This window comes from Peribacillus sp. NPDC097895, from assembly GCF_050277555.1.
Classification (GTDB): Bacteria; Bacillota; Bacilli; order Bacillales; family DSM-1321; genus Peribacillus.
On sequence record NZ_JBNNSH010000005.1, the window covers coordinates 43,348 to 59,755 of the forward strand.

The window sequence follows — 16,408 nt, forward strand, 5'->3', positions numbered from 1 at the left end:
GCTTCAATGATTCTTTTGAGTTGAGTTAAGAATTAGATTGAGTGAAAAAGTTAAATGAACCAACGTAAACCCATGAAGAAAATAACGCCCGCAATTACAGTAGCTAGTAAACTGCGTGTCTTTATCGCAATAAAAAAAGTGGGTATAGCTGCTAAAAGTTCAACATTATTCGTAAAAGACGAAATTTTCCCGTCATGCATCAATATCTCCTGCCCTATCAAAGCAGCAATAACCGAAATGGGGACATAATTTAACCATCGCATTCCCCACTCAGGTAATTCAAAACGACTAAGAACCATTAGTGGAACAACCCTTGGAATGAAAGTTACGATAGCTGCTCCTAAAATAATCAAAAAAACATCCAATCTTACTTCCATTTTTCCACCACCATCCCTATCGTTGAGGCAATGATTGTAGCAACAATAATCCCCATACTGCTGGAAAACACGAAAGAGCTTCCCACGGCAATCACAACTGCAATAATGGCGACAGCTACATCGATTTTGATTTTACTTCTGCCTAATATGGAAATGACGAGAATTCCAATAAACATGGCTGGCAAGGCAAATTCCAGACCGAATTTTTCTGGATTTGAAATCCATTGTGCCAAAAGTGCTCCTGCAATATTGGCTAAAACCCAATTTAAATAGGCTGTTATATTGAGACCATGCATCCAATTTTCGCTGATACGCTTCCTGTGCGCAGTCTGGTTAATGGCAACACCAAATGTCTCATCCGTGAGCAGAGATCCCACTAGCATGTTCCTAAGTGGAGAAAGATGTCGAAAATAAGGAGAAAGTGCTGCACTTAGTAGTAGGTGACGAAGATTAACGAATAAAATTGTAATAATGATGGCAGTAGAAGAGCTACTTGCTGCAATCATCCCTGCAGCAATGAATTGAGCTGATCCAGCATAAAGAATTAAACTCATCAGGGCTATCTCAGCTATGCTAAGTCCAGCTGTCTTTTGAACAACACCAGCAGCTAACCCAATGCTTAAATAACCAAGCAACGTAGGGACGCAATCTTTTACCCCTTTAATAAAACGATCCTCTTCTCTTTGAGATCCAAGTGTATCCACCTGGACGTTCTCTAGACTCATCTTATTCCCTCCTTGCTCAAATTTTTCTTCAGGAAGTTATAAAAATCTAAACGTGATTGAAATACGCTCAAATTACAACTTGCTGAGGGCCCCATTCTTGCGTCATGTTTGCGAACATCATGTCACGTCTAATGTATTCGATGGCAACTAAAACAAGCGCTAGAGCATTACCCCCATGTTTAATCACAACGTTTTTCTGAATGAATAACATAAAAACGGTGAGCATCCTTTCGTTGAATCTCAGATTCCAATGCCACATATGCAGCGCCATTTTCTTTTCCCAGTTATGTATATAAGTTAATTCCCCCTAAAGTTTACTTACATTCACCCTTTAAAACCGTGGTTCCTTCTTCAACCGAACTGCCCATTTAATTGCAAAAAGAAGAGCTGCCTTAAAGACAGCTTCGATTCTAAGCCTAAGGCACCCTTCAATTGATTAACGAATGATTATCATTTACATACTATTCGTTTGTTTGAAGAGCCAGCTTTATTCCCAAACCAATGTAAACTACCCCTACGGCTTTCCCAAACCAATTTGAACCCTTGGTAGATTTGACGATTACCTTATTACCAATTGTACTTGTTAGGAACACTAAGAGAGTGGTATATAATATGCTCATTAGTACAAATGTTAATCCGAGCATCAAAAGCTGAATGGTCACTGGGGAACCATCACTTCGTACAAATTGTGGTAAGAAAGCTAAGAAAAATAATGAAGTCTTGGGGTTTAGTAATTCAATTAACATAGCCTGGCGAAACGATAGCTTATTGTTCACTTTCTTCGTAATAGGTTTTTTTTCAACTTTTTTTGTTTTTTCAACCAAAGCTCTTATCCCTAAATAAACTAAGTAGGCTGAACCTAAATATTTAACCACTCCAAAAGCAAGTGTAGATGTCATTAATATCGCAGAAAGTCCAACAACTGCCGCAAGAGTATGTATTAAATCACCAACAGCAATACCCAAACCTGTGATAATTCCATTCCTTTTTCCACCTTTTATAGTTTGAGTTATTGTCAAAAAAACAGCGGGACCTGGGATTAAAAATAACATCAAAACAACTAATACGAAAGTCAACATCATACATCGCTCCCTTCATTTGTAAATCCGACCAATACATCGTTTATTTTAACACGTTTAACATAGTAAAATAGACGCTTTATTCAATAATTCTTCCCGTTTGTTGCTATTGAAAAAAGCTGATTTCCACCGCCGTTAAAGAATTATATTCCGTAAGCCGGACCTAGGAATCCCGACGTATGCCCATAAAGCCAAAATAACCCCCAAACGTTTATATGAACTTCTTTGTTACAAGAAAGCCCAAAATTTTGTTCGGGGGTACTACATATTATCTTGATGGCAATGTTCTACGATAGTTAATGGACATCCTCAAAAATTTCAGCGGATTTTAAATTACATTTCCGTGTTTATCAAGAACTCCGAGGTGTTACTTCTTTAACATATAAATTTTTCGCGGTCTTCCCCGAGGCGATTGAAGTTCTTCTCCTTTGTACTCCACTAAACCACATTCACTTAAACTACTCATAATTCTCTGGGCATTTCGAACGGTCATGGATAAATGAGAAGCTAAGTCTGAGGAAGTAAAGCCGTCCCAGCCCATACGATCAACCAATGCTTCTATCTTTTTATATGTTTTTACACTAATGTTAGCCTGATTTAATTTATCTAACAGTTCTTTATCATTAGAACGGGAGGTATATGCCAATTGTTCTTCTTGACCTACAGATTCTATCATTAAACCATCTTCCTGAATAACGACGATCCCGGAACTTTCTTGCTTTTTCGAATGACGGATCGCCTTACGAGCATTGATTTCAGCCGATGCAGCCGTCTCACCAAAACCAATACCAACTGCAACTGAGACATCCATATCAAGGGCCAGTAATTGAACAGTACTTTGCAAGCTGCCAATTTCCCGTTCAATTGCCTTCCGTGAACTAAATATTTGATAGCGGCCGTTTCCATTTTCTATGAGGGATCCATCTAATTTTTCGCAAAATGAAAGCAACGTTTGCTTAATTTTCAACTCTAAATGCTGAAGATGATAACGAATATTAACCTCGTCCACAAATTGATCAAACTGATCAATTTCAATAATCTCTACACCTATCTGACTATCTTTAAAATAGGTGCTTTTTGCTTTTTCAATCAAAATCTTGACCGCTTGCCGAATTTCCATCTTTGTCATATTTATTTTGTAGACAGCAACATTTTCTTTCTTCAAGGCCTCATATACAGATTGTAAAACGGTTAGGACAGCATGTATCTCCCCTTCCCTCCACAACTGAAGATGAAATTGAACAATTTCTTGATAATCATATTGTTCATCAAATGTTTTTACATGAATATGTTCGGTGGAAATCCCTAGCTCTTGCAGCGACTCATGCAGAAAAAAGTCTTCCAATCGAATCATATCGATGGATAACTTATCGAAAAAATGTTTTTGATCTGCAGACATTTGTAATAAACATCTATATAAACTAGATCCTACGGGAGGACAATATGTAAAATTGGCCTCTGAATCCAACATTCCTTTTGCTATTCTATAAGGAACTGGTCCAGAGAAAAACCAACCATTTACTGTACTTAGGTGATTTTTTATAATGTCCGTTACCTCTCGTGCATCTTCATATGGAAAATCAATAAAATCTATTTCATGCTCAAATTCATTAGTTACATCCCGGATTTTCTTTAAAGATGCAAGTGGACCTACAACACCAATTTTATACAATTTACCTTCACCCCTACACCCTACTAGTAGATTTATTATATCAAAATAACCAATTAACCCCAACAGGGAATAATATTGAGATCCAACTATCAATAACATGTAAATCACCGTTTGACCTCAATAAGCCGTTCTACTTTTTAATATGGCAATCGTGGTTACAAATGCATTTCAAGGACCCTAAGCGTATTGTTTGTTTAGCAAGATTCCTAAAGCTAGAAAAAAAAGGATTCTATTTTATCTGAAAATTTTATTGAAATAGATTATTCTTAATTATATAATACATTTAACGAAAATAGCGCTAAGTATTCGTTAAATAAAAACCAAGGTATGTATGAAGTGCACGAAGGCTTAAGCAGGTATAGACATGATTGGTACAAAAAAAGCACAAACTAAAAATGGAAGAAGGTTTAGGAGGAGAATGTAATGGAACAAAAAGTAATGAAAGATACAACTAATCTGCAAAATCATAAAAAAGGTGGATTTTTCAATCAAGTAGAGCGAATAGGAAACAAAATCCCCCATCCATTTATTTTATTTATTTATATGATTGCCTTTTTATTTGTTGTAACCGCTCTCTTATCCGTTTTCCATGTTACGGCATCGGATCCCATTAGTGGAGAGAAAGTAGAAGTTCAAAACCTCTTAAGCCGTGAAGGCATTCAATGGATACTGCCGAATATGATTAAAAACTTTTCCGGCTTTTTACCACTAGGTTCTATTTTAGCCCTTATGCTAGGCGTAGGACTTGCTGAAAAAGTCGGTTTGTTAGAAGTTTTGATTCGGAAAATGTCGTTAAAGGTCTCAGGGAAATACGCGAGTTATTTAGTTGTATTCGTTGCCTTTTTTAGCCATGTCTCTTCTGATGCTGCGCTTGTTATTATGCCTCCTCTTGGAGCTTTAATTTTCCTTGCTGTGGGACGTCACCCTGTTGCTGGGTTGCTCGCTGCTATTGCTGGGGTTGGTTCCGGTTTCACTGCCAATTTATTAATCGTCACAACAGATGTCTTGCTATCAGGAATTAGTTCGGAAGTAGCTAATGGAATGAAAGCAAATTTGACAGTTAATGTTACCGATAACTGGTTCTTTATGGCGACTTCAGTTCTCGTACTTACTGTTGTCATCGCCTTGATTACAGATAAATTTGTTGAGCCGCGCTTAGGAAAATATGAAGGTAGCGGTCAGCATAAAAAATTGGAGCAATTAACGAAGCAACAAAACAAAGCACTCCTTGCTACAGGTATTTCAGCATTGATTTTTATAGCTGTTATGGTCGTTCTAGTCGTTCCTGAAGGAGCACTATTACGAAATCCAGAAACTGGAGCTATTCTTCCCTCTCCATTCATGTCTGGTATTGTCGCGATCATCTTACTTTTCTTTTTTACAGTTTCTATTACGTATGGAGTTAAGGTGGGGGCAATTAAGAAACAAAATGATATTCCAGAATTATTAGTAGACCCGATTAAAGGAATGGCCGGATTTATTATTATGGTTTTTCCACTTTCCCAGTTTGTCGCTTGCTTTAACTGGAGTAATATGGGTAAATTTCTGGCATTATCCATCACAGATCTCTTAGAACAGCTAAACATAGATGGTGCACCCGTCCTTATTGGGTTAATGTTCTTATCTGGACTTCTATCCATGTTCATTGCTAGCGGATCCGCCATTTGGTCTATTTTAGCACCGGTTTTTGTCCCAATGTTCATGGTTTTGGGCTATCATCCTGCCTTCGCCCAAATGTTGTTCAGGGTCGCAGATTCATCTGTTCTCCCATTAGCACCTGTATCTCCATTTGTCCCACTATTCTTAAGTTTCTTACAAGAGTATAGAAAAGATGCAAAACTAGGAACATATTATTCTCTTATATTGCCATATCCGATTATCATCTTTATCATTTGGACGCTATTAGTAGTGGTTTGGTATTTCCTTGGACTCCCAATTGGTCCTGGAGTATATCCAAAATTACCGTAATTTGAAAAATCAAATGCGCCTTTTAGCCCCTTCAGCGACTTAAGGGGCTGTGGTGCTTGGGCCAGGTCGAAACATTTATGAGTTTCATCAAATAAAATTAGGAGTGAAACGAATTGGATATTATTTCATTAAGACGTGATCTTCATCAACACCCTGAAGTTGGCTTTACTGAATTTCGAACGGCTTCAAAGGTAGTCGAAGCACTAACTTCATTATCATATAACGTGATATTTGGGAGAGATGCTTTAGATGGGGATTCCCGCCGTGGAGTTCCCCCTACAGAAGTATTAGAAGAAGCATTTAATAGAGCATTGCAAGATGGTGCCAATCCAGAAATTCTCCAAGAAATGGAGGGTGGATATACGGCCGTTATCGGTATATTAAAAGGAAAAACAGAAGGTCCAACTGTAGCCTTCCGGTTTGATATGGATGCATTACCTGTTACGGAAAGTACTGATTCTGACCACTTCCCACAAACAAACGGTTTTCGCTCCAAATATGAAGGGAATATGCATGCCTGTGCTCATGATGGACATACAGTAATTGGCTTAGGGCTTGCTGAAAAATTAGCGGACCGGAACTTCGCAGGAACGGTCAAGCTTATTTTTCAACCAGCTGAAGAAGGAGTGCGCGGTGCCTATTCAATTGTACAAAAAGGAATTTTGGATGATGTAGATCATATATATTGTATGCACCTTGGCACAGATGTCCCTTTAGGAGAATTTCATGGTGGGTCTTCAGGCTTTTTAGCAAGTACGAAAATGGCCGCTCATTTTCATGGGGTATCTTCTCATGCAGGTGCTTCTCCTGAAAAAGGAAAAAATGCATTATTAGGAGCAGCCACTGCATTATTGAATATTCATGCTATCCCAAGATTTAGTTCAGGCTCAACCCGCATAAATGTAGGTATTCTCAATGGCGGAACAGCCGCCAATATTATTCCAGCGCATGCCAAAATGGTCATTGAAACCCGTTCTGTAACCGAAGAAACAAATGCAGAAATAGAGAAACGCGTTCGAAATATTGTGGCTCACAGTGCAGGTATGCATGAGCTTGAACATGAAATTGAAATTATAGGACAAGCAATTACCATTCAATGTGATCAGGAACTCGTCGAGCTAGCTATGGAAGAAGCCAGAAAAGTGGATGGTTTTTCAACAATCAAAGCATGTAGGGAATCCGGTTCTGCAGGAAGCGAAGATGCCAGTTTTATGATTCGAAGAGTACAGGATAATGGTGGTAAAGGGACATATATGATTATCGGGACCGATATTCCTGCACCACATCACCACCCTAAATTTGATATTCAAGAAGAAGTTTTACCTAAAAGTGTTGAACTGTTGAATCTTATTGCAAGACGACTATTAAAATAATATTTCATTTTTTAATCGAATGAATAGATAGGAAGGAACGAGTGTACTATGACACATGTAAATAGACTATCAGAAATCATTGAACAAAAAAAAGAAAAATTCATTGAAGTTAGTGACCGTATATGGAATTTTGCAGAAACAAGATTTGAAGAATATCAATCTGCTGAATTACTATGCAGCACATTAGAAAGCGAAGGCTTTTCTGTTGAAAAAGGTGTTGGAAACATAGAGACGGCATTTATTGGGAGCTTTGGTACTGGTAAACCTGTTGTGGCAATCATGGGAGAATTTGATGCGTTGTCAGGTATGAGTCAAAAAAAAGCTACAGCTAAACAAGAGCCAATTGTACAAGGTGAAAACGGCCATGGATGTGGACACAATTTACTTGGTACGGGATCCTTAGCTGCTGCTGTTGCAGTGAAAGATTATATGGAAGAGAATCATATAAATGGGACAGTTCGTTATTATGGATGTCCTGGAGAAGAAGGAGGATCAGGCAAAACCTTCATGGTCAGAGAAGGTTTGTTCGATGATGTGGATTTTGCATTTTGTTGGCATCCACTGGATGTTAATGGCATTATGTCGATGGATTCGCTTTCGAATTTCCAAGTGTATTATAAGTTTAAAGGCAAAAGCTCACATGCAGCAGCATCACCACACTTGGGCCGGAGTGCTTTAGATGCTGTAGAACTTATGAATGTTGGCGTGAACTATTTAAGAGAGCATATTATCCAAGAAGCAAGAGTCCATTATGCGATAACGAATTCTGGTGGATTATCACCTAATGTTGTCCAACAAGATGCAGAAGTTCTTTATTTAGTACGAGCTCCAGAAGTTTCACAAGTGCAAGATATTTACTTAAGAGTTTGCAATATTGCTAGAGGCGCAGCCCTTATGACAGGAACTGAAGTAGAAATCGTTTTCGATAAAGCCTGTTCTAATGTTATTCAAAACACAGTGTTAGAATCCGTCATGTATAAGAACTTTCAAGAATTAGGTATTCCACAACACAATGATAAGGAAATACAGCTTGCAAAAGAAGTGCGTGATACCTTAACCGAACAAGAAAGGAATAGTACAACAAATCCGTTTAAAGATAGCCAAGATGATGCTATGGCAAGTTGGTTAGAGCCCATTGAAGGCTGTCAATCACCATTAACAGGTTCCTCGGATGTGGGAGATGTTAGTTGGATTGTTCCTACTGCTCAATGCACAACAGCTTGTTTTGTCCTTGGATCCCCTTTGCATAGCTGGCAGTGGGTTACACTCGGATCAACATCCATTGCCCATAAAGGTATGCTTCATGCTGGCAAGGTTATTGCGGCAACTGCAGTGGAAGTGCTCCAAAATCCAGAACTAATAGACAAAGCAAAAGCTGAGCTAAAAGAACGATTAAAAGGGAAAAGCTATATCTCCCCGATTCCGCAAGATGTAAAGCCCTCAGTTAAAAGATAAGTCTGGGCTAGAGTGGTTGTGATGGAAATATTTTATTGAAATGATGACCATTGTCATAGCATATATTTTTGAGTACTTTTTCGATAAAAAAATCGCCCAGGCAGACGGAATACCCCCTGGGTGACTTTTAGTGAATTAGCCGTATAAAAAGGGATCTTCTTTGGAAGATCCCTTTAGACTGTAGACCAACTCGATAATAATTGAGTTGGTCTACAGTTTTTTTAGGGTTTATTGGATGTAAGGCGGTCGCATTTTCCACGGGAATACGCGCCTTTGTTCCTGCGGGGTCTCCCTTGGATAAAGCTAGATAGTTGTTAGATATTTTTCCTTGAAGAAGAATAAACAGTAATACTGAGACGAATATAACCATAGGTAGAAAACCAACGTCAATACGCTTCATGAACCCCCCTTACCTAGATTGATATTTTACACTTTTACCCTCGTTTACTTCGTAGTTTGTATCTAGTGCGCCACAAAATAGGCAACTATCTAGCGTATAAGAAATAAAATATACCTTCTATTTACGGCTCCTCGTCGTTTGTTCAATAAAGAAGGCACCCCCTTATTAAAGAGCGCACCATTCGTTAGTGAAAGAACTTTTCCATTTTAAGAGAATTTTGTGCTTGAGCCACTTGTTCTATTTAGAATATAGGTAAAGACCAAAATCTTGCATAACGGAGGTGTGCCCCATTTGACGCAACATTGTGGCTATGTTGCCACGGTGATATGATCCATGAGTGACAACGTGTAGTACGGATTCAGAAATAGAAGTTTCAAGCAACCCAGCATAAGGATTATCCACCACAATCAACTTTTCAATATCTTTTTGACTGTCCAGAATTGCTTTGTTTCGATCAGATAGGTCTAGAAATTTTTTTTCCATTTCCTCAATATTTTTCGTTTCCAATTCTTTTCTTATTTGATCCGTATACCCCATTGCTTCATTCATACTTTTACCTGAGATTATGTCAAACCATGCGAAATCTGTAAGATAAATGTGGGACATCACCTTTGAAACAGAAGAAAAACCACTCTGAATTTCCTTATGATAAATGTCCTGTGGAAGTTCTTTTAAACGTTTAATTATAACTCCATTTGCCCAGACGTGGTAGTTGTACATTTTTAATGCGGGATGTATCATTTAAATCCCTCCGTATTCACCAGTTTTTTCGTATCATATTTACCAGTAAAATTATGGAAATTATAATGATATGTATTCTGGTTTAGTTATAATAATTCTTCTTCAGCTAAACTGCCCCGATAGTTTATCCAATCAACGCTGCTACGAATGTATTATGTAATATAGGACTGGAAGTTCCCAATCAACAATGAATGGACAATTACTTGAAGAAGCCGACCAAAAAAGGTCGGCTTTTTTAAATACTATTTAGCAGAAACCGCCATAGCCTTGACCTTGAACGGCGCCATAACCGCCACCGTAACCTCCATCACCACAGAAACAAGCAGCCCCTACAATGATTAAGAGGATAAACAAAACGACTATAAAAGCGAAACCGCCACCAAATCCACCAACACCGTTATCACAACCACAACTTGATTCATGACCACAATTTGACAATAGAAACATCTCCTTATTTGTTTGAAGGAGGGAATTAATTAAATGGGTTACTTTACCATATGTGCTAATTAGGATAATGACACAAAATCTCCGGAAACTTTTTATTTACCAACCTTACGATCTGAAATGCACGGTTTAACAGCATATTTTTGCCTTTTAATATTTCCTGTAGCTTCGTGAATGTACCAGATATAACATCGATCAACATCCTCATGAAACTCCATTATTATCGAGTTTGTCTACAGTTCTCATCGAGTTATATGTTTAATTTGGAAACCAGCCGACCGGCTTTACATCAAGATTAATGTTGATTTGTTTAATTTCCTGGTATTCGTCTAAACCGTATTTTCCTAAACTGCGTCCAATCCCGCTCTGTTTGTAACCGCCCCATGGCGCCTCGACATATGTTGGATGATAATCATTTACCCATGTGATGCCTGCCCGTACTTTCTTGATCACGCGCAGTGCTTTAGCTCCATCGTTAGCGAAGACACCGCCTGCAAGACCGTAGTCTGTATCATTTGCAAGTTTAATAGCTTCGTCTTCATCTTTAAACTTTTGGATGACAACAACTGGACCAAAGATTTCCTCTTTTACGATACGCATATCAGGTGTTACATCGGTGAAGACAGTCGGTGCAATGAAGAAGCCCTTGTCAAGACCTTCATCAACAAGGCGGTGACCGCCTGCTGCAAGTGTCGCACCTTCCTGTTTGCCGATTTCAATATAGTTCAATATACTATTCATTTGTGCTTCACTGACAATTGCCCCCATGTTGCTGTCTTCTGCAAGGCCAGGTCCTACTTTGATTTTATTTGCGCGTTCCACAAAGCGTTTTACATATTCATCATAAATACTCTCTTCAACAAGAATACGGCTACCTGATGAACATACCTGGCCGGCACCAAAGAAGATACCAAACAATCCGTAATCGACGGCTGTCTCTAGATCTGCATCTGCAAAAACGATGTTAGGTGATTTACCGCCGAGCTCAAGTGAAATTTTCTTTAAGTTGCCTGCTGCCGCTCTCATGATTTCGCGGCCAACGTCTGTACTTCCTGTAAATGAAACAATGTCAACATCCTTGCTTTCGGCAATTGTTTGACCGACAACTGTCCCTCGGCCCATTACCATATTAGCCACACCTTTAGGGATGCCTACCTCATCTAGGATTTCAAATAATTTCATTGCCGTAACTGGTGTCACTTCTGCCGGTTTATAAACAATGCTGTTTCCTGCCGCAAGGGCTGGTGCGATTTTCCACACGCTCATTAGAAGAGGGAAGTTCCAAGGTACAATCAAACCGGCTACACCTACTGGCTCGCGAACAACCATCGCTTGCACAGGAGCGGGAACTTGGTAAGTTTCCCCATCTGGATGTTGAATTAAACCAGCGTAGTAGCGGAAACACGAAGCGGCATCAGCAATATCGAAACCAGCCTCTGCTTTAAGTTTCCCGTTATCCATTGTTTCAAGAATCGTTAACTCTTCCGCGCGTTCATTAATTTTATCCGCGATTTTATATAAGTAAGAAGCACGCTCCTGTGCTGTAAGACCTGACCATACTCCACTTTCAAATGCTTCTTTTGCAGCTGAAATCGCGGTTTCTGTTTCTTCCTTGGTCGCACGCGGTGCCCTAGCAATGACTTCCTGTGTCGCTGGATTGATTACCGGGATTACTTCATTTGAAGATGGGGACCGCCACTCACCGTTAATGTAATTTTTCAGCTCTAAAACTTTCGTTTCTAAAATGGTCATGTTATATGCCTCCGATTCATTATTTTAATTAACTTGCATTTAATCACTAAAGTTTTAAAACAAGCCTATCGCCCTTCGCTCGTGAGCAGCATGTCAGGATGGTCTTGCGTGTTTGGCGGTTTTCTTCGGTAAGGAAGAAATCACGATGGTCTACTTCACCTTCTGAAACATCTACCTCACAACTTCCGCACCCGCCCACTTTACAAGAATAAGGTGCATTAATTCCTTCCCTTAAAAGGGCTTCAAGCAGTGTTTCGCCTTCATGAACGTGGATGGACCGATCTCTATCTATAAGATCAACAATGAAAGGGTCTTGCTGCCCATCATTTTTTGTCGCAAATAATTCGAAGTGGATGGCATGTTCCGGATAACCATATGAACTGGCAGCTTCACGATACTCTTGTACCATCTCTAATGGTCCGCAAAAATACACATGCGTGCCAATGCGATGGTCCCTCATCGTCGCAGGAGTCATTCTGCTTTTCTCGTCTGACTGCGAAAAATAAAAGGTGCATTGATCAGGATATTTCGCTTTTAACAAATCATAATACGCACATAATTCCGGTGTTCGTGCCGCATAATGGAGTTCAAAAGTTTGGCCTTCCGCAGCCATGTCTTCCATCATTGCCAGAAATGGAGTGATGCCGATTCCAGCTGCATAAAAAGCATGATGCTTTGCTCGAAAGCTGAGAGGGAAGTTGTTTTTAGGGAAACTGACTTCCAACCTTGTTTCTTCCTTTACTTGGTCATGCCAGTAAGCGGAGCCTCCGCGAGACGACTCGTCACGACGAATGGAAATAGCATATTTTTTGCGGTCTCTTGGATGGCTGATAATCGAGTATTCTCTCTCGAAAATCGTATCTCCGGCCGTCATGAAAGTAGTTAAATGCGACCCCCCTGTAAAAGCAGGCAATGGCATTCCATCAACTGGAACCAACTCGAACTGTTTCACGAATGGGGTTTCTTGAATGATCTTGTTTACTTTCATTTGAATATTTCCTACTATCCTCATGATGATCAGCTCCCTATTACTTCTTCTTTTGCGACTGGGATGAATGGGTAACCAATATAACCTTCCCGTACGATTGAATAAAAAGGACCAATTTCAAGACTGGCGCTGCAATGGTCACATTCTGCAATCGCTGCTTCTTCTGCGACTTCCGACACTTCGAAACATTTCATGCAATATACGTAGCGCCGTTTAGGCCCGATGATCACTGTCTGAATTTCATCTTCAGATAGACCAGCTTCTACCCCCAATGAGAAGACCATAACGGCATTGTTCCATGCAGCCGCAATATAAAATTGGGTGCCCATCTTTTGTGACAAGATGAATCTCTTAATCTCCTCTTTATCATCCATTCCGTTAATAGAAAGACATTCGACAGGTACTGTACCTGTAATTTCAGAAGTGAAATTCTTCACCTTTTCGTATCCGGCTTGATCAGAAATGACGACAAACTTTCTTCGTTCATTCCGTGGAGTGAAATGATTTACGATCGTAACAGATTTATCAAACAATACTGGACTATTGTACAAGGCACTCTTCCTCCTATTTATTGTTTATATTCGCTTTTTGTTCTTCATCAATGCGGCTCAAATATTCGACCGATTGTGGAAGAAATGGGGCAATTCCTTTGTATTCCGCCATAGGTTCAGGAATATCCTGCAGCACGCTATATGTCAGATCAAACCACTCCTGACGCAATGTCAAATCTTCAAGTGGCAGGAATTGTGTGTTCAATACGAATAGAATGGCATTGCTTCGTGGCATGCGATAAAATTTTTGTTCTTCAACACGCAAACGAACCAGCTTTCCTGCATTTTCTGGTGTTACATCAGAACGTTGCGGCCCCCATACATCCATCGTTTCATAGTTGACATCCCAACGGTCCGCCATCAGGTTCCAGTTGATGCGTGTCCACGGTTTTCCTGGCTCGATGGATAATAAAAACTTACGAACACGCTCTGCTAGCTCGTCGCCTTTCTTCGATACAAATGGAACAGGTGCATGTATTTCATCGAAGGACATGCCTTTATTCCAATTAGCTGAGAAGAGGGCGGCGTATGAGACTTGCCCCACTTCCAAATAAAAGTTACTGTCGCGATGAACCATTAACACAAAATCATTGTGGAAATGACGGCCAATATAATCAAGCGGCTCATTTGGAAGCGTGCTAGCATCGCCAAATACGAAGGAATCAGATTCCCCAAAGATGTGGTTTTTGAAGGTCCAGTTGTCTCCATCTTTTATGACCTCGAAATGCTCCGGATGGCGATCAGTTGCCATGTCGATAAGCATCTCCAATACTTCCCATTGCATTTCTAATGTGTGAGGAAATGATTGAAACCTTATATGTGGCTGTTCTTGAAGGAGACGCCGCTTCGATTCCACTTGGAGCCTGTATTCTGGAGTAACTTCAATACAGTTCATGTTTGAGAGTCTTTTCAAGTCATTTGAATAGCGATAGTTACCTGAAGTGAAGGGAAACGGGAATGTATCTAAATCAGTAGTTTTGAATTCTAAACTTTGTGTAAACATTGAACAATCTCCTCTCGTTTTCAAAATTCTTCATAGTGCGTTTTTTTCTATTTGGCTTCTTTTTAATTCAACAGATGAGTGACCCATGTCAACTTCATAACGGAAAATGTATTTAGATGAAACATAGTAAGTGACTAACGCGACAAAGTATGTTGGAATGCCGGCAGCTGTATAAAGGAAAAAGTTACTTGCCTCAAAAGTCAATGGATTATAGAGTGCCCAGTAAGAGATAGTCCCAATAACCATCGTAAGTACTGCAGAAGGATTAATGCCTTTCCAATAGGTGTAAGAGCCTTGCGTGTCGTACAAATCTCTTAATGAAATGCGTTGGCGCTTTACAAAGAAGTAATCCGCAACAACAATGCCACCAATAACAGCCATAATGAAGGAAATGACAGCAATGAATGAACCAAATGCATCGTAAAACGTAGAGCTTAGAAGTAAGAATATGGTTGGTACCGTTGTACCCATCGCAATCATCCATGACTTTTTCGGGAATACCGTTTTAAAGCTGACAGCTTGTGAGTACATAAGGAAAATGGCTGCACCGACATTCCCTACCGAAAGTAGAATCAAGCCAATGAATCCACCCCAGCTGCCTGCGATTGAAAACATCCAGTCAGAAGGATCAAGTGAACCAGCGACTAAAGCTGCAAGTGCCCCAACTAAAGCTGCGATACATACGATGATTCCGTAGCTGTAAAAGCCCGCTTTAAAGGCTCCCCCTTCTGTTTTAGATAAACGGCTGTATTGGCCAAGGTATGGAAGCCATGAGAAGCCGAGACCGATATTTAATTCCAGGGCTGTCGCGAATGAACGTGTAGTCGTTTCAAACGGTTCAGAAGGGAGGATATTGGCAACTTTCGTGAACCCCTGTCCAAACAAGACTATTGCGAGAAGGCCAAACATGAGAACCATAAAAACCGGAACGGCTACTGCGGTATACTTTTGAATGGCTACTGGTCCCCTCACTGTTACAAGAAATGCACAGATAAAGAGTAAAATCGAGAAAAACGGCGCTCCCGTTGTATGGCTGGAGAAAAAGGAAGGCATCCCTATCCAATTAGCAGCCTCTGTTAACGCCTGTCCGGACATAAACAGTGCAATGGAAATATAGCCGAGAGTTAAAATAAGAAAAACAAAGAAAAAGATATTGGATCCTAGATACCCTAGGGAACTTCGGAACCCGACAAAGGTGTCTATGCCATAGCGCGCAAAATACAGGGTAATGGGAACAATCAACAACATAGGGAAAGCATTACCGAATAAAATCGCTGCAAGTGACTGCTTTGCATCAAGCATTGTACCTGTGTATCCACCAGTTAACAGCCCAAAAGAGGAGAGGCCAATAACAACCTGAATTAAAATTAAATCCCGAAGGTTAAAAATCCGGTCACTTTTATTTGCCGGTAAAAATCCAAAAGCCACATCCTTTGAAATGGAGGAATTCTCTTTACTCACACACTTCTCTCCCAACTTTAGATAAAATGATTGAATTGCTTGGAAATGAGGCTGTTAATGTTCTAGGTGGTGTAACAGTAAACTACATTAAACAAGTACATAGACTAAGTAGATGATGATTAAAATCATGAAAAAAATAGAGCCTGTCGCATCCTTCCATTTCATTTTCTCGACTTTCACAGCATCCTCCTGTTCATAGGCATAGATCCGCTCATTCAAATCTGAATATAGACTTTTAATAAAGGGATCTTCTGAATTGATATTCTGTTGAAACTGATTCTCTTTATTCAAAATTGCTTCTCCCTCCTTGCAATCATGCTTTTTAGTCCCTTCTCTTTACTTTATTGCAATAACCATGCCAATCAGAAACACTTTGCTTACAGGGTTTTCAATAGGAAGAATATTCATTTTTGAAACTA

At 39.7% G+C, this 16,408-nt stretch carries 16 protein-coding genes; 3 read left to right on the forward strand and 13 right to left on the reverse strand.

From position 1 onward, the window contains the following. Positions 1–50: 50 nt before the first annotated feature. The 4 genes from ACQKMH_RS21375 to ACQKMH_RS21390 all read right to left on the reverse strand — a co-directional run bounded on the left by ACQKMH_RS21375 (position 51) and on the right by ACQKMH_RS21390 (position 3,853). Positions 51–377 (reverse strand): AzlD domain-containing protein, encoded by a 327-nt coding sequence (locus ACQKMH_RS21375; protein WP_427589418.1) that lies wholly within the window; start codon positions 375–377, stop codon positions 51–53. Further along, positions 368–1,102 carry an AzlC family ABC transporter permease gene (locus ACQKMH_RS21380; protein ID WP_427589419.1) on the reverse strand — a complete coding sequence of 245 codons (735 nt, stop codon included), beginning with the start codon at positions 1,100–1,102 and terminating at the stop codon, positions 368–370. Before ACQKMH_RS21380 ends, ACQKMH_RS21375 begins: the two co-directional genes overlap by 10 nt. A 461-nt stretch (positions 1,103–1,563) precedes the next feature. Next, complete coding sequence (locus tag ACQKMH_RS21385) at positions 1,564–2,181, reverse strand: LysE family translocator (RefSeq protein WP_427589596.1); 618 nt, start codon at positions 2,179–2,181, stop codon at positions 1,564–1,566. Positions 2,182–2,548: 367 nt separating this feature from the next. Beyond that, positions 2,549–3,853: a hypothetical protein gene (locus ACQKMH_RS21390; protein ID WP_427589420.1), complete on the reverse strand. Its 1,305-nt coding sequence runs from the start codon at positions 3,851–3,853 to the stop codon at positions 2,549–2,551. A 423-nt stretch (positions 3,854–4,276) separates the two neighbouring features. Between ACQKMH_RS21390 and ACQKMH_RS21395 the strand changes: the two genes are divergently transcribed. From ACQKMH_RS21395 to ACQKMH_RS21405, 3 genes are all read left to right on the forward strand, one after another. Continuing rightward, on the forward strand, positions 4,277–5,821 hold the full coding sequence (locus ACQKMH_RS21395; protein WP_427589421.1) for an AbgT family transporter: 1,545 nt from the start codon (positions 4,277–4,279) through the stop codon (positions 5,819–5,821). Positions 5,822–5,934: 113 nt separating this feature from the next. Then, on the forward strand, positions 5,935–7,194 hold the full coding sequence (locus ACQKMH_RS21400; protein WP_427589422.1) for an amidohydrolase: 1,260 nt from the start codon (positions 5,935–5,937) through the stop codon (positions 7,192–7,194). A 48-nt stretch (positions 7,195–7,242) separates the two neighbouring features. After that, the gene (locus tag ACQKMH_RS21405; RefSeq protein ID WP_427589423.1) at positions 7,243–8,649 is read left to right on the forward strand and encodes a M20 family metallopeptidase; all 1,407 of its coding nucleotides are present in this window, start codon (positions 7,243–7,245) and stop codon (positions 8,647–8,649) included. 127 nt (positions 8,650–8,776) lie between these two features. On the opposite strand, the gene ACQKMH_RS21410 is transcribed toward ACQKMH_RS21405, so the two are convergent. The 9 genes from ACQKMH_RS21410 to ACQKMH_RS21450 all read right to left on the reverse strand — a co-directional run bounded on the left by ACQKMH_RS21410 (position 8,777) and on the right by ACQKMH_RS21450 (position 16,280). Further along, positions 8,777–9,049 (reverse strand): hypothetical protein, encoded by a 273-nt coding sequence (locus tag ACQKMH_RS21410; protein WP_427589424.1) that lies wholly within the window; start codon positions 9,047–9,049, stop codon positions 8,777–8,779. 237 nt (positions 9,050–9,286) lie between these two features. Beyond that, positions 9,287–9,790, reverse strand: a complete 504-nt coding sequence (locus ACQKMH_RS21415; protein WP_427589425.1) for a DinB family protein — start codon at positions 9,788–9,790, stop codon at positions 9,287–9,289. A 246-nt stretch (positions 9,791–10,036) separates the two neighbouring features. Further along, positions 10,037–10,228, reverse strand: coding sequence for a YjcZ family sporulation protein (locus ACQKMH_RS21420; protein ID WP_427589426.1), 192 nt, complete (start codon positions 10,226–10,228; stop codon positions 10,037–10,039). A gap of 264 nt (positions 10,229–10,492) precedes the next feature. After that, positions 10,493–11,986, reverse strand: coding sequence for an aldehyde dehydrogenase family protein (locus tag ACQKMH_RS21425; RefSeq protein ID WP_427589427.1), 1,494 nt, complete (start codon positions 11,984–11,986; stop codon positions 10,493–10,495). Positions 11,987–12,032: 46 nt separating this feature from the next. Next, a complete protein-coding gene (locus ACQKMH_RS21430; RefSeq protein ID WP_427589428.1) occupies positions 12,033–12,998 on the reverse strand; it encodes a PDR/VanB family oxidoreductase in 966 nt (321 codons plus the stop codon). A 5-nt stretch (positions 12,999–13,003) separates the two neighbouring features. After that, positions 13,004–13,525, reverse strand: a complete 522-nt coding sequence (locus ACQKMH_RS21435; RefSeq protein ID WP_427589429.1) for a hypothetical protein — start codon at positions 13,523–13,525, stop codon at positions 13,004–13,006. 13 nt (positions 13,526–13,538) lie between these two features. Beyond that, positions 13,539–14,528 carry a heme-dependent oxidative N-demethylase family protein gene (locus tag ACQKMH_RS21440; protein ID WP_427589430.1) on the reverse strand — a complete coding sequence of 330 codons (990 nt, stop codon included), beginning with the start codon at positions 14,526–14,528 and terminating at the stop codon, positions 13,539–13,541. Positions 14,529–14,558: 30 nt separating this feature from the next. After that, positions 14,559–15,989, reverse strand: coding sequence for a purine-cytosine permease family protein (locus tag ACQKMH_RS21445; protein ID WP_427589431.1), 1,431 nt, complete (start codon positions 15,987–15,989; stop codon positions 14,559–14,561). An 87-nt stretch (positions 15,990–16,076) separates the two neighbouring features. Then, positions 16,077–16,280, reverse strand: coding sequence for a hypothetical protein (locus ACQKMH_RS21450; RefSeq protein ID WP_427589432.1), 204 nt, complete (start codon positions 16,278–16,280; stop codon positions 16,077–16,079). Between the last annotated feature and the right edge of the window lie 128 nt (positions 16,281–16,408).